This is a genomic window from Haloferax sp. ATB1 (assembly GCF_000730175.1).
The window spans coordinates 24,449-44,168 of sequence record NZ_JPES01000010.1 but is presented as its reverse complement, the minus strand read 5'-3'; the positions used below and the strand labels follow the sequence as shown (position 1 = coordinate 44,168).

Here is a 19,720-nt window from a genome sequence, read left to right as displayed (position 1 = left end):
GTGGACGGAGCGCGGGCTTCGCGACGCGGTCGACGACGCGCGCGAGAGAGGGCGAACCGGAGATTGCGACGTTCTTGGAGACGAGCCAGCAACCTACTTCGCGCCGACCGTCGCGCTCCACGAAGCATTCACTCGAAGTATACTCCACCGCCCTCACGGCAATAGAGCAACGCATAGAGACACTGTGGTCGTCACAGTGAACTCGTGAAGAAGGGGAGTATGAGTTCAAGTATCATAACGAGGGAAACTATCCGATGACCGATCACGCATGAACCCCGTCTAATTTATCTATGTCGAATGGAGGCTGAATCAGAGCTGGGTTGCCCCCGTGGTTCCGGGATACATGTCCTGCGTTTTTATATTTCTATCTAGAAAAAATCTAGATATTAGTGTTTCACATACAATTACACAATCAACAGAATTTAATCCCCGACTAGATTTGATATTGTTGAGAATCGGACCTTGGGACAGGCCCGTAATATTCGACGTATATGTTCAAATCAAACGACAACGCTCCCAATACAGTCTCCAGTTCAACTCAAGAATCGACTCGATTTGGTTCGGCTCACCGCATCATCGCGACGGCCGCCATCTTGAACTTAGTTTTGCTCGCACAACCTGCTGCAGCACAAGATGAGGTCATTTGCAGCGCAGACAAACTTCTCAGGAGGTGACTCATGAGGAAGCGTGAGTATCTTCGCATTACACCGACGTCCGAAGAACTCGGAACCAACGGTATTATCGAGGTCCTCAGCAGTCTACACAAACTATCGACGACCTCCGAGACCGGGTTGCTTGGTAGGTTGAACCCACTCAAATCCTCTGAGCCACCACGCTTTGAATTCCTTGCGATACGTGAGGGTACGGATAGACCGGTCGAGTTCTACTACGGAGCAACCAAGCATCTCGACACGCTTGAGTCACGGCTTCTCTCAATCTATCCGTCAACATTCGATATCGAGCGTACGGAACTGGACCCTGCACAGAAACTTATTTCCGAGAGGGAGTATACTCGTGAAGAATTCGAGGAAGCACGTGAAGCTGGAAATCTATGGGACGAGTTTGACGAACGTGATGAAGATAGTGACTCGGCAGAATACGATGTACACGACCCCGAACCTGACTCAGAACCAATTCGTGCCCGCCCATCGATAGAACAACTCCAGCCAGTCGGCGTCCAGTGGCGTGGAACTGCCGAGAGGAAGCGGGATTGGATGACGACGCTCGTTCCGTTCACGAAGGCAACTGCGGGCGAGGACGCAGGTGCTGAAATCACGATTACACCGTTAGCGATACTTATCGACCACTTGAGTGACTTCGACCACCCAATCGCATTTCAGGTTGTCTTCGAACGTCGACCTGAATGGAAAGCAGACGCCGAACTACGTGTCGAAGATCTCAAAGATGGACGAGATACATTTGGGCAGCGGTACATCGGCCCGATTTTCGAAGTTGAGGATTACGAAGACAGACGTCATCGTCGTCGAGAACAGAACCTTCCGGACAGCGTCCAGGATCGTATTGACCGAATTACTGCGAAGCGCCCGAAGCAGACCTATTCAGTCAACCTTCGGTTGGTAGCTGTTCCACCAACCGATGTTGGATCGGATGATGTGACCTCTAAAATTGGGTCAATCCTTCCAGTGTTCGACCCACTGGATGGACCATTCTATGGCCTCAGTGGGCAGCGGATCACTGAACAGGGGTGGCGTCAGAAATCGAAGCAAAAGAACGCTCGAAAGCACCTTCTGAATCTTATAGACCGAGAGCTGCTTACCGGCCGTGGAAAGACACGACCAGACCTCATATTGAACGCAGACGAGTTAGCGAACTTCCTGCTCGTCCCCTCAGGCGACCAACTCAGCGTCGAAGGTGCTCGTGGAACACGTGCTGAACAACAGAGTCGTAACCCACTCCCACGACCTCATCAGGACCTCATGCAGGAGTTCCGAAACGGGATGGCAATTGGGTATGCGCTAGATGAGAACGGTGAGCCGGAAGACGTCTCGACGTGCATTCCACCGAAACTGTTGACAACTCATTACGGTCGATTCGGGACGACTGGTGCAGGGAAATCGAAGGCGTTCATCAACGAGATCCTCTCGCTCCACGAGAATACAGAAGGGCCAGTCATCGTCGTCGAACCGAAAGGCGACGGAATGGCCGAGAATTATATGCGAGCACACGCTCGGCGATTCGGAATTACTGACCTCGAAGAGAACGTGATCCACTTCCCGATGCCGGACGTGCTTCCTGGATTCTCATTTTTCGACCTTGGCCCTGCACTCGAAAATGGAAGACGTCGTGAAGATGCTGTGCAGCGGAAAGCAGAGCACTACGAAGAAATTCTAAAACTCGTTATGGGGAGAGAACGTTACGAGAGGGCGGTCGTCTCTCCCACGTTGATTCGGACGCTCATCAAGGCGCTGTTCGATGAAGAACACGGCCGGGAGAACGGGTTGTATCGAGAATCGGCTGATTACTTTGCACATCGGCAGCTGGAACACACGGTCGATCAAGTGCTACAGGCAGGTCCACCGAACCCGAATTTCGACGATCTTCCTAAATCGAGCGAGGAAAATGTGGCCCGCACGCTCCGACGACAACTCCAGAAAGACCCAAAGTCGTTTTCAGCCGTCATGGATGGTGTTGGTCACAGACTCAACTACATCTCCGACCGGCCGTATCTCGCTCAGGTATTCAACACCACGGAGAATCGCTTCGACTTCCGCGACGTCCTCGACGAGAATAAGATAATTCTGTTCGACCTTGGTGACCTCCGGGATGATGCGTCGCGTCTCATGACCGGTCTGATTCTCTCGAATCTCGATGATGCACTCAAAGAGCGGAAACGCGAGGTCAGCGAGTATCCCGACGATTATGTGGTGAACCTCCTCGTCGACGAGGCTTCCTCGGTCGTCGTTTCCAACATAATGAACGGCCTCTTGGAGAAGGGCCGAAGCTTCCGACTCTCGGTGGGATTATCGATGCAGTTCCCCGAACAGATGGAAGCAGAAGGTGGGCGGAAGGTCTACCTGAACGCCCTGAACAACATCGGAAGCTCACTTGTCGGCCAAATCAACGTTGACCGAGAACTCGCCCGAGCGATGGCACACGAAGGGCTGGACCCTGACGAGTTCTCCAATCGCATTCGGTCGCTCCCTCGTGGCGAGTGGATTGCGAATCTTCCGAGCCCTAAATTCGGTGAGACGGGACCGTATCCGTTCAGCATCAAGCCGCTCCCGATTCCAGCAGGGCATCCAGAAAGCGACTACCCATTCACTGAACGAGAAGAACAGCAATTCAAAGAGACGCTATCAGCGATGCATGAACGCGCTGAGAGCAAATTTGGCGTCTCCAACGAATCTGCCCCGAGTACACAGACTCCCGAGGAACTCCAAGAAATTCTCACTGTCACCGATGTTGAATTAGACGTTGTTCTTGCGAAGGTTGTTCGGAGTATTCAACTCCAAAACGATGCCTGCGAAGAGAACGGGTGGGTTGCAGTCGAAGCAGTTGACGACGAACTTCGACGCCTTTTCGCCGAGGTCGAGGTCGACGCACCATCGTACGACGAGCTAGCGAGTATTCGACAGCGTTCGAGGTTACTCGAAACGACCGTCGATATCGACGCTGACGAAGTGATCATTCGACTGAGTGATGCAGGTGAAGACATTTCAAGACCAGACACGGGTGACGTCCGATCCGCTGGTGGAGGCGACCACGATGCAGCACTCTTGGAGCTCGAAGAAGAACTCTCCAAACTCGGGTTCACGGTCTCGATATTGTCGCAGGATGGAAGCGAGATGCCTGATGCAAGAGCGACTCATCCCGAGTTAGAGGAGACCTTCGCCATCGAAGTCGAGACGACGACACCAGATAACCCAATCAAGGTCCTCACGAACCTCCGGAAAGCGCAAGAAGAGGGTACACTCCCGCTGTTCGTAGTCCGACCGGGAGACACAGAGACGTACTGGGCAGAACGTGTTGACAACATCCTCTCGCCACCCGTCCGTGAACTCGCAAGCGGTGAGAAGTGGTACTATACTCACGATTCGCCGCTTACGTTCAATGGTGGTGCAACCGAACAAGGCGGTGTTACCGCAGTTCGGCCTGTGAACGGTGGTGACGACTCGAAACGTACTGTGTGGGCATGGGAGGATGAGTCGATTGTTCTCCGTGATGGATCTGGCACAGAGTATCTTCGGGTCTCCGAGTGGCCTTCGGTTACGAAGGAACGCGTGCCAGCAACGTACAGCTACGACCCCGCTGTCGACAAGTACCTCGTGTATGGCCGTGGAGAAACACACGTCTACGAGTCTAAGGACGCGTTCGAGGCTGAGTGGGTGAAGATCAAAGAGCCGTTCATCCCTGATAATGAACTCCCAGACCCCGCGTATCACCGCGGAATGTACAGCATCGTGATTCTTCGCGAGGCCATGGAACCGGTTGTATTCCATGGCGGCGAATTAGAGCCACTTTCCACGTTGGTTAACAGGGACAACCAATCTGGACATTCCAAAGATAACGGACAAGACGCGATAAAGAACTCCGATGATTCAACTTCCGAGCAAGAGCGTGATGTGACGTTCGAATCCTTCGTTGATGAATACCTAATTCCAGATGAAGATGCGGTACTCCCGAAGGGGAAAGTTCGGTCACTCTACGAAGCGTGGGCAGAGGACCACGGGCGGGATCCATTGAGCCCAAGCTGGTTCTCACGGAAACTCGGAAATCACCTCGAATTCACTACTGACCGACGCCGAATCAACGGTGAGCTTGTTCGCGTTTTCGTCGGGTTCGGCACCGACACGTGTCAGAATAATGATGGTGAAGACTGAGCCACTAGATGGAGTGAACCTGGGTGGGTATCACCCACTAAAAACGGGGTGTTCCACCCAAATTCTTGGGAAGACCATGATTACCAAAAACGCAAGAGGACACGGTGTTCCACCCATTTCGAATTTGGGTGGAACACGCGCTGTGCCGACAAAATGGGTGGAACACGGCCACGTCCATCGATTTCGGGGCCTGAAATGGGGGTGTTCCAAGCAAAACCCAACTAGTATAGATGGGGGGTATGCCGTTGGAAACGGGCGAGCAGTCGCTCGGGAGATTTTTTCTGGCGCCAAAAGGGGCGCGGCCACCAAGGAAGTAAACCAATGACGAAGAAAGCTACCAAATTCTTGATACAAGAAACGCTCCCAACAGAACTCGTCGAACGTGACCAGTGGGTCTGCTGGCGAAGCGAGAAACGAGACGGGAAGCAAACGAAGATTCCGGTGGTCCCTGGTGAGGGGTCATTCGCGTCGTCAACGGACCCAGAGACATGGTCAGATTTCGAAACAGCACGCTCGTTTGTCGAAGCGAATCGGGCAGATGGGGTCGGCTTCGTGTTCACTGAAGAAGACCCAATCGTCGGCGTTGACTTGGACGATTGCCGAGACGCAGAGACGGGCGACGTCGACGACGACGCACAGGATATCATCGACCGACTCGACTCCTACACAGAGGTCTCACCCTCGGGAACGGGCTATCACGTGCTCATCAAAGGAGACTTCCCCGAGGGCCGGAACCGACGTGGCCAGATCGAACTCTACGACACTGCTCGGTTCTTCACCGTCACCGGCGACCGCATCGACGACACGCCCGGACAAGTCAAGAGACGACAGGACGCACTCGAAGCGATTCATCGTGAATACGTCCAACTACACTCAGAGAACAAAGACCCCGAACGTGACGAACACACGATCGTCAGGAACGGCGCCAAAACCACACCCACTGCCAGCCTCGAAGACGACGAGTTACTGAAGAAAGCGAAAAACGCCTCGAACGGCCCAAAATTCGAACGCCTGTGGAACGGGAACACCGCCGACTACGACAGCAACTCAGAAGCAGACATGGCGCTGTGTTGTTTGCTGGCCTTCTGGACCGGTGGAGACACTACACAGATGGACACGTTATTCCGACAATCGGGACTGCTGCGAGCGAAATGGGACGAGGTACATTACGCCGACGGGTCGACATACGGTGAGAAGACAATTGAGCGGGCGATCGAGGCGACGTCGGAGTATTACGACCCCAGTCCAAGAAACGAATCGACGCAATCGAAGCTAGAAACGGGGCCTGAGACTACTGACGTGGATACTGATGAGCCGGACCGTCAGAATACCTATCTCCTTGAGAAGAACCAGTTGTTGTCTACTCGTGTGAACGAACTCGAGGCGACTATTGAACAGAAAGACGAGCGTATCGCAGAACTCGAAAGGCAGATTGAGGACCTCAGTGTCGAGCCTTCGGCAGGTAGTGGTGAGGATAATCGTGAACAAGGACAACGAACCGGTGGCACCGAAGACAACTCAGACAACACGTCGCTACTCAACCGCACAAGACGCTTGTTCAGTGGGAACTCCGAGTAGCATCTGATAGCCGTTTCTGTTTTGTAGCCCCGTCAGGGGTGACGGGGCAACTTGTGTGCCCTAAAGATATCCTATGCGTTCTGAGCAACAGCAACATGCACGTAGCAACGAGAGACCGCTGAGCAATCCGAATCAACCCAAGTCCCCGTGGTCAAACCTCCAACTGACTGTCCCAAACAACCGCCACCACACTTCGATTGTCGCGTTCGTCGAGTGTGTCCTCGTAGAACTCACTCACGAGGATATCGGTGCGGAGTACGTCTCATCGAACGTGTGGGGAACAAAACGAACGCAGTTCATCGCAGCTGATGACGTTGCAGAGACGTTCTACAAACGTCATTATGACGAGCGTCTGGGGTGGCATGAGACGACGGTCAGTCGGGAATCCGTACGCAACGAGTTAATCGACCGACTTTCACAGACTGTTTCACTCGCGACCGACCGTAGTCACAGCGTTCCTGTTGAGTCGACCGACGTGTTCAGTCATCGGCTTCTTCGGACCTAACCGGGGCAGGTCTACACACCTTCGGAGGAGAACATGAATGTGATTGCACGTCAACACACCAACACCCCCACCCCACGTTTCCGACGTTCTCGTGAGAGAGTGAATTAAACTCACTGCTGGGCGGGACTATAGTACCACCCAGCTCAAAACTAAAAAGCGGCTACTGAGCGATACTTGGCGCATATGTAATAATGTTTGCTCCTAGAATAAGAGCGGAAACCACCTTGGGGTGGGCTTATGCGGAGCAACGTCGGAAATGAGGGGTGGGTGGGGTGCTATTTCGAGACGGTTGTCTCGGAGTCGTCGACGTCAGCAAACCGGTCGTCTGTCATCGCGATTTCGTGGACAATCTCGAGGTCGTGGGCGGGCTGTAGGCCGGCATAAATGGTGATCCCACCTGCACGCCCTTGGTTCTCTTTTCGCGCGTCGAGTACGTCGAGGAATGCCAAGTTGCGGACAAAGTCCCGAACTCGACGTTCGGTCCGTGGTTCGACGCCGATCACCTGACACAGGTTGGTGTAGGCCGTATAGATCTCGCCGGTTGGGAACTCGTCGCGCCCAGTCTGCTTGTGAAGCGTCGTGACAGCCGCAAGTGTGGTTTTCTTCTGGATCGTCAACCCACCGATAAGGTCGTGGAACCGGTCTTTTTCGGCCTCCCGCCGAGCTCCGCGAACGTGTTTCTCGGTGACTGTCTCACTATCTTGTTGCTGGGCAAGCATCCCCCGCATTCCGGAGGATGTCGATAGCCTGCCGGGCGTCACCGTGGTCCTGCGTGGCAAGAGCGGCGCTCAACTGTATCACGCCGTCCTCGAGGACACCGCCCCGGAACGCATCACGCCGGTGTTCGAGAATCGACCGAAGCTGGTTCGCATCGTAGGAATGGAAATTGAGCTCTCTGGGCTGAAGTGATGACTTCACGCGGTCGTTGAGGTTCTCCGCCCACCGAACCTTGTTGGAAATGGCGATGACACCGACGCGACAGTCCGTTTTCCCCGTCTCACGTGACCTCGACAGCGACATCAGCAGGCCGTCGTCCGCTTGCATATCTGCCTCGTCGAGAATGATGAGTGCGACATCGTAGAGTTCGTCGAGAATAGAGTAGAGCCGCGTGTAGTAGACACTTTTCGATAGCCCCATCTCCGGGACTGAGACACCGGTTTGGTTCTCGTCGTTCAGCTTCCGTGCGATGTGGGACACTGCCTGCGTCTCTGTGTCGTCGTCGCTACAGTCGATATACGCCGTTCCGATCCGGCCGTCTTCGGCCATGCTCTCGGCCACCTTCGAGACGTGCTTCGCGACGAGGCTCTTGCCCGTCCCAGTCTCGCCGTAGATGACCACGTTCTCTGGTGACCCGCCGTCGATAGCTGACCGGAGTTGCATCGAGAGCGCGCGAATCTCGTCGTCGCGACCGACGATACGTTTGGGTTGTGGGACGTGGTCGACGTCGACGAGGGATTTCTGCTCGAATATTGGGTCCGGCTTGCCGAAAATCTCTGCGGCGGCGTCCCCACTCTCGTCGTCCATGTCTGTCACGTCCTCACGGGGAGGTAATAATGACAAACCCTCATTTCCAACGTTTAACCAGCAGTACAAGGGCTGTAGTCGCCCTATTGGCCGACCAGTCTGAGAAATGACCAAAAACCACGTTTCCGACGTTCTTAGTCTGATAGCAGGTGTGTCTGAGCTTCAACCTGTCTACGGTCCGGCTGGAAGGCCGCATAAACGTCGCCACAGGCTTCACACGTCCGGCTTCAACCCGTCTACGGTCCGGCTGGAAGCACGTTGTGTCGCTTGTCGTCGGTGTCGTTCATTTGCTTCAACCCGTCTACGGTCCGGCTGGAAGCTCGTGCGTGACCTTGACCACCCGAATCTCGTGCGGGCTTCAACCCGTCTACGGTCCGGCTGGAAGCCTCTATGAACCAGCCCGTTGTGAGATCTGTTCGAATGCTTCAACCCGTCTACGGTCCGGCTGGAAGGACGACCTCGCCCACGTCGCCGCCTCCGACGTAGGCAGCTTCAACCCGTCTACGGTCCGGCTGGAAGGAGCAGGTTGTCGACCGTCAGTCATCGTCGGGGTCGCTTCAACCCGTCTACGGTCCGGCTGGAAGTGGTGATTAATACAATCCGCTTGACAAATGCGGCACTGGCTTCAACCCGTCTACGGTCCGGCTGGAAGCCGATTTTAACCCAAAAGTCGTGAGCCTCGTTGATGCTTCAACCCGTCTACGGTCCGGCTGGAAGAAGACGCTCGAGATCGAGACCGACGGGGAGGCCGAGCTTCAACCCGTCTACGGTCCGGCTGGAAGACTCGCCGTTCGACCATCGGATTGACGTTGAAGTTGCTTCAACCCGTCTACGGTCCGGCTGGAAGCCGTCGATGTTTCGAGCTTCTCGGTGGCTTTCGAGCGGCTTCAACCCGTCTACGGTCCAGCTGGAAGCGAGGCCCTCGAACTCGGATTCGGAGGGAGCACGATGCTTCAACCCGTCTACGGTCCGGCTGGAAGACGGACGTGACGCCGTCGAATAGCTCTTGCACGATAGGCTTCAACCCGTCTACGGTCCGGCTGGAAGCGCGGCTTCGCTGTGGGGGATCATGGACGTGATCATTGCTTCAACCCGTCTACGGTCCGGCTGGAAGTGCGGACACGACCGCGCCGAGTTCGACTACTCCGCGCTTCAACCCGTCTACGGTCCGGCTGGAAGTTTCGATTTCGTTCTGCATTGTGTCTCTCCTCAACTGCTTCAACCCGTCTACGGTCCGGCTGGAAGTCGCTCGGGGGTGCAGGCGGCGTCGGTGGTGATGGAAGCTTCAACCCGTCTACGGTCCGGCTGGAAGATTGACGTTCGAAATGTCACCCGTAGACGGCTCGTTGCTTCAACCCGTCTACGGTCCGGCTGGAAGGCATCAACCGGCCTTGGGCCGTCTGGATAGAGGTGATGCTTCAACCCGTCTACGGTCCGGCTGGAAGCACTGGCCACTCTTGAGATCACGTTTGCTCATGCAGCTTCAACCCGTCTACGGTCCGGCTGGAAGGAACTCGCCGCCGAGTACGGAGGCGTTCGGCCCCGCGCTTCAACCCGTCTACGGTCCGGCTGGAAGAAACGCTTCGAGCGAGGGGGAGGCATCCCCCATCTCCTGCTTCAACCCGTCTACGGTCCGGCTGGAAGACCGCTTTTCATCGCCTCAATGGAGTAGGTGCCGAGGCTTCAACCCGTCTACGGTCCGGCTGGAAGCCCGAATTAAGCACGACCTTGCGGTCCGCCGCGTCGCTTCAACCCGTCTACGGTCCGGCTGGAAGCTCTCAGGCTCCGGGTGCCCATGAGTCACCTCGGCTTCAACCCGTCTACGGTCCGGCTGGAAGGCGTCGACGCGTTCGAGGCCATCGCGTTGGCCGCGCTTCAACCCGTCTACGGTCCGGCTGGAAGGCTAGTACAGACGCAAACGCATCGGCACTACCGTCAGCTTCAACCCGTCTACGGTCCGGCTGGAAGCGTGTTTTAACCGACGCCGACCGCCTCCGTGAGATGCTTCAACCCGTCTACGGTCCGGCTGGAAGTCGACGGCAACGCAGACAACCCTTGTTCGACTCAGCTTCAACCCGTCTACGGTCCGGCTGGAAGTTGATGAAAAGTCACACTAAACGAAAAGTGTTTGCTTCAACCCGTCTACGGTCCGGCTGGAAGGTTGATGCATCCCGGCTCCCACTCGCGTTTTGCGAGCTTCAACCCGTCTACGGTCCGGCTGGAAGCAGGTGGCTTTCCCACTCGCTGGAGTCGTCGCGGTCGCTTCAACCCGTCTACGGTCCGGCTGGAAGGTCTCTCTTGGTTTATAAGCTCTGCTCCGCGTGGGGCTTCAACCCGTCTACGGTCCGGCTGGAAGAGAGCAACTCGGGGATGTGGACGTCGCGGCGGCGCTCGCTTCAACCCGTCTACGGTCCGGCTGGAAGAGGCGTCAGGAAAGGCATCGACAAGGTCTGAGACGATGCTTCAACCCGTCTACGGTCCGGCTGGAAGAACCTTTGGTTATGAACCTACTGGACTTAACCAAAGGCTTCAACCCGTCTACGGTCCGGCTGGAAGACGTACTCGCTCGTGAGAGAGCCGTCGGGCTTCCGGAAGCTTCAACCCGTCTACGGTCCGGCTGGAAGCACGGCGTCGCCGTGACCGCTCAACGAGGCGACACGCTTCAACCCGTCTACGGTCCGGCTGGAAGTTCAAGGTCTCGAAGACCCAGCGGGACATCTCCGTGCTTCAACCCGTCTACGGTCCGGCTGGAAGCGGCGATGGAGATTCGACAGCACGAGACTTCCTGCGCTTCAACCCGTCTACGGTCCGGCTGGAAGGGTCGTGACTGGCATTAGTGACGCTCCGTAGTGGTGGCTTCAACCCGTCTACGGTCCGGCTGGAAGGTCACTCGTCGGCATCGTCGTCCTCCTGGTCGCCGCTTCAACCCGTCTACGGTCCGGCTGGAAGGCTCGCCTCGTCTCATGCGTCGACTCTCGACGTGGTCGCTTCAACCCGTCTACGGTCCGGCTGGAAGCCGTCGACGAACTCGACAACGGCGGAACCATGCTCGCTTCAACCCGTCTACGGTCCGGCTGGAAGTAAACTGAGAGCGTCGTCGTGAGGCGCTCTCGGAGCTTCAACCCGTCTACGGTCCGGCTGGAAGACGACCTTCTGCGCGTTCGAGACGTTCTGTGCCGCTTCAACCCGTCTACGGTCCGGCTGGAAGGATGAATCGTGCACGCCAGAGGTTCCGCGACTGTGGAGCTTCAACCCGTCTACGGTCCGGCTGGAAGCTTCGTAGTCCGTTCCGTGTGCGTCGTTCACCTGAGCTTCAACCCGTCTACGGTCCGGCTGGAAGTATGCCCGATCTATGGGCGTGAGCGGCTCTTCTTTTCGGATTCACTCAAGTGTTTCTGTCGACCCCCAATTCTGGGTCAACCCCCGGGGGGTCGACAGAACTGATTAGATGGAGAAGCGGTCGCTGATGAGATCGGTGATTCTGAGACCACCGTCGGCGAGGTCATAGAATTGGCCGTTTCCGGTTTGGGTGGTGGTAAGGACGTTAACGCCTTCGGGGTCATTGAGTGGTCGGCCGTCGATTCGGGTGATCGTGGTCACTCCTTCGAGGCTCTTGAGAGGGACGGAGACACGGAGACCACTGAGGTGATTCAGTAGTTCGAATCCCGCTGCTTGTTCGTGAGAATTCTCACTGAGGAGTTCTGTGAGGCGCTTGGTTGCTCTGCGCTCGACCGGGGTGTGTGCGACGATGACGTCGCGGGTTTCGTATCCGCTATCGATGAGACTTCGGCGTGCGAGAACCTCTCCTTGGCAAGTCTCGAGGGCGTGCGTGAGTTCTCGATCTTCGACCTCGGCTTCGTTCTCGGCGGCGACCCAGTCGAAGTACGCGGGAATGGCGTCTGTCTCGACGGCAGTGTCGGGGACCACCCGCGAACCCCGCATCTCGCAGAGTCCGTCCAGAATTCGGCGGACTTTGGTAAGTTCTGCTTGGGGATAGATGTAGTTCGCGGGTGGCTCTGCGCCGTCTTCAGTCGGTCCAAGTGACCAGATGGTGACATCACCGCTAGTGAGCCCCCATTCGAACGAGCGGTTGCATCGGCCGGCGGCCTGCACGAGACTGTCGAGTGGTGCGAGGTCACGGAAGACCGCGCTGAAGCTGATGTCAACGCCGGCTTCGACTGCTTGTGTCGATACGAAGGCGAATGGCTGGGTCGAGCGTGCGATAACTGTGGCGACAGTCACTAGCACGCGTCTATCCCGTGGACGGTACCGCGAGGAAAACTCACCAATGAGGAGTCTGTCGGACGGACCGCTGTACTGCCACGTCCAATCCGTGACGTCCTCAGTCGACTTGGCTGTCGCTTCGAAGCCGAGTTTCTCGAGCACTGCGACTGCGAGATCCGGCGTATCTGGTTCCTGGTCGAGTACTTCGGTGCTAACTGATTCTGTGGCCGGTTGCGATGCGGAGAGTTCGTCGAGAGTAGATCGATAAACTGCGCCGATGTGCTTCGTTCGCGTTCCAGCTGCGGTTGCTGCGGTCGTTGTCGCGGTTGTGAGCGTGGATGCGCTTTCGATCGTGTTGCAAACAGCGAGTGCCGATGTATTGGTGTCATTCCTTGTGACAGATTCAACGAGTCGGGTTCCCGCAGTGGTGTGACTGCAGTAGTCTACGTCCCCAGTGTGTTCGTCGACGGGAATCGACTCGTCGATCTCGTACGTTGTACGGGAAACAGCATCGAACGCCGCTCGCTCGATCGGGGGTGCTGACTGTCCAGATGCTGAGAGTAGCGACGAGACGTCGAAGGGTGCGTTGTCGAAGAGGCTCGGCTGCGTCGCGGTCATCGAGACGACGCGGGCGTTGTACTCGGTAATGAGCAGATCGACGAGGTATCTGATCGCGGGCCACCACCTTTTCGGAAGGGTTTGGGGTTCATCGAGGATGATGACGGCGTCATGGAGCGCTGGGAGTTTGAGGCCGCGGGCATTTGTCGGACCGGTGAGACTCTCGAACAGCTGGACGAACGTCGTGAGCACGGTTCCGCTGCGCCAACTTTCCGCGAAGCGAGACGCATCGAAGTACACGCTGTCATCGGTCGCTTGGTCTGGGATCGATTCGAGTCCGGCGATAGATGGGTAGGTGACGGTGTCGCTGAGGTAGTGATGGACCGTGAACGCTCGCCCGAACGGGTCGGCGTTGAGCGCGTTCTCGAAAACGTCCCGTGTCTGCTCGATGATCGACGTGTAGGGGAGAGCGTAGACAACGCGAGGCGCGTGCTGCTCGCCCAGCTCTTCGTGTCGTGTCTCGTCACGGATCGTGTACGCGGCGGTGATTCCGGTAAAGGTCTTTCCGAGGCCAGTGGGGAGTGTGAGTGTCGCAACGTGGTCGTCTCGGTCTGCGAACGCCCGTGCGTTCTCCTTGACGTGGCGTCGAATGCCCTCACGAAGCTGATTGAGCGTCGCTTCGTCGGACGCGTCACCGCCGAGATCGGTGTCGTGTTCTGCGAATTTAGGAGGGGGTGAGAGGCCGCGTCGTTTCGCTTCGATAGCGTCCTCCAGATCGTCGAGTTCGAGGGATTCTGGACGGAGCCGGCGGTCGTCTTCGAGTCCAGCGGAACACGTTTTATCTGCGAACGTGAGGACACTCCAGAGCCGTACCGTTCGGTCGTAGAGCGCGTCGGGGAGGGAATCCGGAGACGGCTCGACCAGTAGCACTAACGCCTTTATCTCCCTTTCGCCTCTCCGACCAGATCAAGGACTCTGTCGTATATGTCGCCCTCACGCATCGCATCCCTGAAGGACGTCCAGGAGACAGTGCCCCCGGAGGCCTTCTGGAGTAACTCGTGGGCGACTGCCGTCCGATCTTCGCCGTCTTCGATATCCGATAGTTGGCCGGCCAGATACGCGCTGCCTTCCTCGGCACGTTCTGCTTTGGTCGTTTTGACTAGCTGCTCGGCTGCGTCGGGGAGTCGACCGTGGTGGCGGAGGATGCTGAGCAGGCCGGCGAGGCAGTCGCGGTCATCGTATCCGCATTCGGTGAGAACGTGAAAGGCGGCGAACGCGCCAAGCCGGGCGTGATACGTACTCCTGACATCTTTGACTGGTTTCCCGCGGACGTGGTGCTGGAAGTACGTCGTCGCTTTCCCGAAGTCGTGGAGACGGCCGACGATGGATGCGAGGCGACGCAAGTCGTCACCGCAGAGGTCGGGTGCGAGCTCGGCGACATCCTCACTGTGCACCGTCAGCAGTTCGTCCTCAGCTCCGTTCTCACCGGGTCGAGCGATGATGTCGTCGTACATCTAGACGAACGCCAGCGTTCGACCGTCAACCTTCGCAACCTCAACCTTCGACGCGTCGACAGTCAACTGACCGGTGTCCTCCCGGAACGCGTAATCGACGTAGGAAGTCGTCTTCCGGGATGTCTCGTCGGCAGTCATTGTTCCAGGGACGCGTTCAACCGCATAGGATTGTTCGGTGTCGGGGATAACTGCGTCGACGCCGTTCGGAACGAGTGAGTCGACTGTACAGCGGTCCGGTGACGCTACGCGTTCGACAGCGTGTTCACCGGTCTGTTTCGCCTCGTATCCGATTGCGGCGTGAAGTTCAGAGAGCCCGAGGGTCGGTGGATAGTACGCGACTCCTTCTTCGAGTCTGTCGCGGAGCGTTCCGTAGAAGACCGGGTCTTCGACGGCGACGGACACCCGATACGCGGGCTCGACGAGATAGTGGTAGCTGTGTAGCTGTCGTGCGGCCGTGCTGTCCGGGTACTGGACTTTGACGGTCTTGTTCCCCGTACCGCCACTGCTCGAAAACGTCTCGTTCGGATTCGTCCCGAGGCCGAGTGACGGCAGCGACACCGTTCGCGGTGGGGAGAGCAACTCGACCGCGATAGCCGACGTGTCGTCGGCGAAGATATCGTAGTAGCCGTCACGGCCGACACCGACGACGGCGGCGAGCAGACCGGCGAGCGTTGTTCGTGGCGGCACTCGATAGGTCTGTTTCGTCACCGTCCGGTCGATTCTCCGGAAGTGCCCCCAGTCTCCCGTGAGCGTGAACGTCAGGCACTTCGATGGGACGCCGTCGTCTACTGTCGGTGGGTCGTCCGCGGTCACCGTGGGACCACGGTACGCCCCGTTCGTATCTCGGCGTGCCATCACTCACTCGGGAGCGTTTCCTGGAACTCCTCGTATACGTCGACCTCGTGGGTCGGAACACCACGCACGTTGAGTTCGCTCCCGAGGTCGGCAGCGGTTCCGATAACATCGCCGTCGACACTCACTGAGAGGTACTCGCTCCCGATCACGGCGACAGACTCGACCTGACCGGCGTCAGAGAGCGTCTCCAGCCGGTTGAGGAGCGTCGTCACATCGAGACAAACGTCGTTGACGTTTCGGAGTTCTTCGTCAGGCATCGGTTCACTATTCCCCGCACTCTCTCGGTCAAGCGTGATCGCGTTGTGGAGGTCGCCGTCTTGGAAGCCCTCCTTCGCGTATTCGACACGGAGATAGAGCCGTGGGGACTGTCCGACCTTCGAACGACTCACCGTCTGATTCTTCAGCGCACGCCAGCAGAGCGTATCGAGACGTTCGACGTCCGAATCGGTGAGGCCCGTGTTCTCCGCGCCGTGCTCGTCGATAATCGCGTGGAACGGAAAGATCCCGTACTTAATGCGGTGGTCGTCGAGTCCGTACCCACCGACGTCCTTCCCTTCGTTCGTGGAGATGACACTCGTGAGTGTGTTCGACTCCTCGTTGAGTTCGACAGCGTTCAGTGACCGAGCGGGGCTGAACTGGACGGGGCCCGTGTAGTTTCCTCCCTCGAACTGATCGTAGAGGGCCTCGTGAACGGGGTTTTCTGCGTCCTTGTTGAAACTGAGCGTCGCACCGAAGTAGCGAACGTCAAGCGCGTTCGCGAGGAACTGCTCGGCGATGTCGTCGATCTCCTCGAGTTCTTCCTCGGTCGTGATATCACCAAGTACGTCAAGTGCGAGCGCAGCACGGCTCCCACTTGTTCCTTCTGCAGTCTTCTTCACGAAGACTCCGTGTCCGTCGGCCTCGAGTTGGTCGCGGAGGTAGCGCTTCAGACGGACATCTGTGATGACGCCCTGGCCAGTGACGGGGTCTTGTCGGGGTCGGTTCTCGCCGAGCGGATTCCCGTTCGGATTGCAGTCCTGGGCGTCGGTGATGAAGACGATCTCGGAGCGGTTCGCGACGGTGTCTGTGATTTCGGTCATGGTGAGTGGTTACTGGTTGTTCTCGAGCTCAATTCCGGATCGCTGTGCGACGTCCTCTCGGAGGTCGTGCGCTCGATTCCTGGCTCGCTTCCCGTACAGCTGGCCGATTGCGTAGTGGAATCGGAGGTCGGACGTTCGGATCTCCCATTGCGCTCCCAGGAGGTCAGTGAGGCGCTCTTCCAGTTCGGGGAAGAGCGACGATCCATACGAGGTGTCGCTCGCGTACGCGTTCATCTTGTCGACGAGTTTGGGGACGAACTGGTTGATCCGGCCGCCAGTCATCTGTTCTGCGGGATACTGCTGGAGGACGGTCTGATTCATCTCTCGGGTTTGGGCCTGATAGTCCCCGACTTGGCCGACGAGAACCCCCGCGAGGAAGGCGCCGAGCCGGTCGGGTTCTTCGAACGCCGGGCGCTCCTCAATGAATCGGTCGAGACGGTACTTGCGGAAGTTCCAGAAAGCGACGAGGTTTCCGTCCTCATCGAGGAACTCATCCGTGGCTACGTCGGTATCGGTCGTTGCTGTTGGCATGCGTGTAAGGGCGGTCAGTGCGTCGTTGGTGGTATTCGTTGTGAGTCGGTCGACACGGGCAAGCGCTTCGAGTTGTGCGAACTGCGTCTTGAGATGCGACTCGGGCAGGCGGTTCTCGTCGTCGTCACGTTGCTCTGCCACGATACGTTCGACGTATTCATCGAGGAGTCGCTCGACGGGGATCGCTTCCCCATCACCGGAGAGGAGCGTGAACGTCAGCCAGTCTGCTGGGTCGTCCGCCGGTGGCGCGTCGCCGCCCGGCGTCGAGAGCGTACCGTACGCGTACAGTCCATCGACGATCGAGTAGAGGACTGGTTTGGTGGTGATCCCGTCCGAGATGGGAACCCACTCTGGAGGTTGGTTGAATCCCGCGGATTTGTCGAACGTCGAGCCTTCGAGGACCTGTATGTGGGCTTCCGCGAGTTCACGTGCGGGCTGGATCGAGAGGTCAGGTGTCTCGGTGAGGACGTTGATGTCGCCGCTATCATTCCGGACGACGGCGACGTAGAACCGGAGGTCGGCCACGGCACCCTCGTCCAGTGCTTCGATCGCGTTCTGGACTTCGACGAGGTCTGCTTGCGTCTCGATGGCTGTTTCGCCGAGCGCGAAGTCGAGGTACTGGGCTCGCGTCCCGTCCATCTGCGTGAAGTACGGGATCGTGTAGATGCTTCGCCCGCGACGTGTCGTTCGACATCCCTCGACCATCGAACTCCCAGATTGGATCAGTAATGCGGCTTCCGCGGAAATCGAGTGTGCACGCCACGCTTCGGGCTTCTTGAGACCGTTGAACTTCTCCGCGTGCTGCACCGTGAAGAAGGCGAGCGGGTCTTCAGCCGTCCCGAAGACCGTCTCGGTTTCACCCGTGACGAGGCATGCGGCTTCACCGCGCGACGGCGGGTCTGATTTCTCGAGGTTTTTTCGCGCGAGCTTTTCTTCTTTCCGTGCACGCATTCCCGCGTTGAGCACGTGGAGTTGCCCGGGGTAGTAGTAGCCGTCGTCTGGGTCGCCCGAGGGCGCGTGTTCAAGCCCATCTGTATCGAGCTTGATGGCGACGGTCGCTGTAACTCGTGCCCCGCCGTCGAACGACTGTTTGAGAAGCCCTTCGAGGTCGTCTTCGAGACCATCACGCTGGCCAATGGACTGTAGCCCCTCGATGATCCGTCCGTCTGGATGCTCGTCCACGACCCGACCGACTGCAGGCTCTCTGTCGTCGGCGTTCGTCCATCGACGGAGGCAGTCCACACAGTACGTCGTCGCTGTCGAGACGGACGACCCGCTTTTCGCACCACGCCGCGTGATACTATGGTCGATACCGCGACCCCACGGGTAGCGGGAGAACCCGAGCTTCGGCACGTCATCCTGACGGAACGTCGACGCTTCCACGCCGTCGAGCGTCGGCTCGTCCGTCAGGTCGACGTAGACCGTGACGAGTTTTGGGCCGTCGCTTCCACCTTCCGCCGTGGTGAACCCGTCGAGTTCTCCGGGTGTGACGTAGAGTTGGAACTCTTCTGGGACGACCGAGCCTCCGCCGCTCCGTGCTTCGGCGATCGCGCCGTAGAGCGTCTGGACGCGACGAAGCGACGTGACCGGACGCTCACCCCAGTAGCGGTCGAATCGCTCAGTGAACGACTCAGACACGACGCCCTCCTGGCGGGACGCGCTTGTCCTCGCGGATATTCACGAAGCCGAACCCCAGACTATTCCGCTCGGCGAGCCCGCAGTCCAGCGCGAGATTGAGATGGCGCCGGTGGTCGTCATCTCGAACGCGATACCCGAAACGGAACTTCGAGAGGACGTGTGTTTCTGTCACACCCTCTGTGACGGTCACAGGGAGTGCGTACGTCTTGATGTGCTCGTAACTCGTGAAGAGGTCGCCCTCAACGTCGCTCGGCCCTGGGAGGTAGTCGTCACAATATAGTCCGTGTTTCCGGTCCAGGTTGTTCTCGAGTTGCTCCTTCAGTGGCTCGAGCGTGTGCTTCGCCCTCCAGAACTCCGGTGCGTCGCTCGGTGCGTCGATGCCGTACTCGTCGAACTTCCAGTGAGGAATCCGAACCACGAGCCCAGTGTCGGTCGTGAGCATTCCCTCCGTTCCGGGCTCTCCGACGTCCGGCTCGATACCCGTGACTTCCTCGACAGTAAACGGCATCTGCTTGATATTGAACTCACGGTCCTCGATGAGACTGGACGCGACCGCATGTAGGACATCGTCACGCGCAGAGGCGATAAGGACGTTCCGCCGGTCTCCCTCCTCAATCGGTCCGACCGGAAAGGGATTGCTCATCGAGAGCCCCGTCGGCTCGCTCTGGTCGTGGAGTTCGTCGAACTGTTCGCCGTCGAGTGCACGCCACACGCGACCTGCGAGCCCCCGGTGATACTGGTTATCGTATGCTGCGTCAGCGTCAGCTCGGAGTCGAACTAAAAGCCGCACTCCTCACCTCCCCTGCCAAACCGTCCGAAAGTATTCCCGGACATGACAGCCAACAATTTCGTGTCTCGTGATATGAAAGTATG

General features: G+C 57.9%; 8 protein-coding genes, 1 pseudogene and 1 CRISPR repeat array. Of the genes and pseudogenes, 2 read left to right on the top strand and 7 right to left on the bottom strand.

Annotated features, from left to right (window positions below):
* The first annotated feature begins 677 nt into the window (after positions 1-677).
* Both ATB1_RS01690 and ATB1_RS01685 read left to right on the top strand, forming a co-directional pair.
* A complete protein-coding gene (locus ATB1_RS01690; RefSeq protein WP_042661977.1) occupies positions 678-4,841 on the top strand; it encodes a conjugal transfer protein in 4,164 nt (1,387 codons plus the stop codon).
* Between the two features lie 321 nt (positions 4,842-5,162).
* Entirely contained in the window at positions 5,163-6,419 is a 1,257-nt protein-coding gene (locus ATB1_RS01685) for a hypothetical protein (RefSeq protein ID WP_042661976.1), read from the top strand.
* A 780-nt stretch (positions 6,420-7,199) separates the two neighbouring features.
* On the opposite strand, the pseudogene ATB1_RS01675 reads toward ATB1_RS01685, so the two are convergent.
* From ATB1_RS01675 to cas6, 7 genes and pseudogenes are all read right to left on the bottom strand, one after another.
* A pseudogene (locus tag ATB1_RS01675) lies at positions 7,200-8,448 on the bottom strand (Cdc6/Cdc18 family protein).
* Positions 8,449-8,607: 159 nt separating this feature from the next.
* Positions 8,608-11,788: a CRISPR direct-repeat array (repeat unit 30 nt; unit sequence GCTTCAACCCGTCTACGGTCCGGCTGGAAG).
* 104 nt (positions 11,789-11,892) lie between these two features.
* Positions 11,893-14,160, bottom strand: coding sequence for a CRISPR-associated helicase/endonuclease Cas3 (locus ATB1_RS01670; RefSeq protein WP_042661974.1), 2,268 nt, complete (start codon positions 14,158-14,160; stop codon positions 11,893-11,895).
* A gap of 8 nt (positions 14,161-14,168) precedes the next feature.
* Complete coding sequence (locus ATB1_RS01665) at positions 14,169-14,744, bottom strand: CRISPR-associated endonuclease Cas3'' (RefSeq protein ID WP_042661973.1); 576 nt, start codon at positions 14,742-14,744, stop codon at positions 14,169-14,171.
* The gene (gene cas5b, locus ATB1_RS01660; RefSeq protein WP_052367644.1) at positions 14,745-15,599 is read right to left on the bottom strand and encodes a type I-B CRISPR-associated protein Cas5b; all 855 of its coding nucleotides are present in this window, start codon (positions 15,597-15,599) and stop codon (positions 14,745-14,747) included.
* Entirely contained in the window at positions 15,599-16,678 is a 1,080-nt protein-coding gene (gene cas7b, locus ATB1_RS01655) for a type I-B CRISPR-associated protein Cas7/Csh2 (protein ID WP_042661972.1), read from the bottom strand. Before cas7b ends, cas5b begins: the two co-directional genes overlap by 1 nt.
* A 9-nt stretch (positions 16,679-16,687) precedes the next feature.
* Positions 16,688-18,847 (bottom strand): TM1802 family CRISPR-associated protein, encoded by a 2,160-nt coding sequence (locus tag ATB1_RS01650; protein WP_042661971.1) that lies wholly within the window; start codon positions 18,845-18,847, stop codon positions 16,688-16,690.
* Positions 18,840-19,637 (bottom strand): CRISPR-associated endoribonuclease Cas6, encoded by a 798-nt coding sequence (cas6, locus tag ATB1_RS01645; protein WP_042661970.1) that lies wholly within the window; start codon positions 19,635-19,637, stop codon positions 18,840-18,842. Before cas6 ends, ATB1_RS01650 begins: the two co-directional genes overlap by 8 nt.
* Between the last annotated feature and the right edge of the window lie 83 nt (positions 19,638-19,720).

What these genes read in the sequence shown, in the direction of transcription:
- cas7b (WP_042661972.1), bottom strand. Translation starts at nt 16,678, where the DNA reads ATGACCGAAATCACAGACACCGTCGCGAACCGCTCCGAGATCGTCTTC.
- ATB1_RS01665 (WP_042661973.1), bottom strand. Translation starts at nt 14,744, where the DNA reads ATGTACGACGACATCATCGCTCGACCCGGTGAGAACGGAGCTGAGGAC.
- ATB1_RS01690 (WP_042661977.1), top strand. Translation starts at nt 678, where the DNA reads ATGAGGAAGCGTGAGTATCTTCGCATTACACCGACGTCCGAAGAACTC.
- ATB1_RS01685 (WP_042661976.1), top strand. Translation starts at nt 5,163, where the DNA reads ATGACGAAGAAAGCTACCAAATTCTTGATACAAGAAACGCTCCCAACA.
- cas5b (WP_052367644.1), bottom strand. Translation starts at nt 15,599, where the DNA reads ATGGCACGCCGAGATACGAACGGGGCGTACCGTGGTCCCACGGTGACC.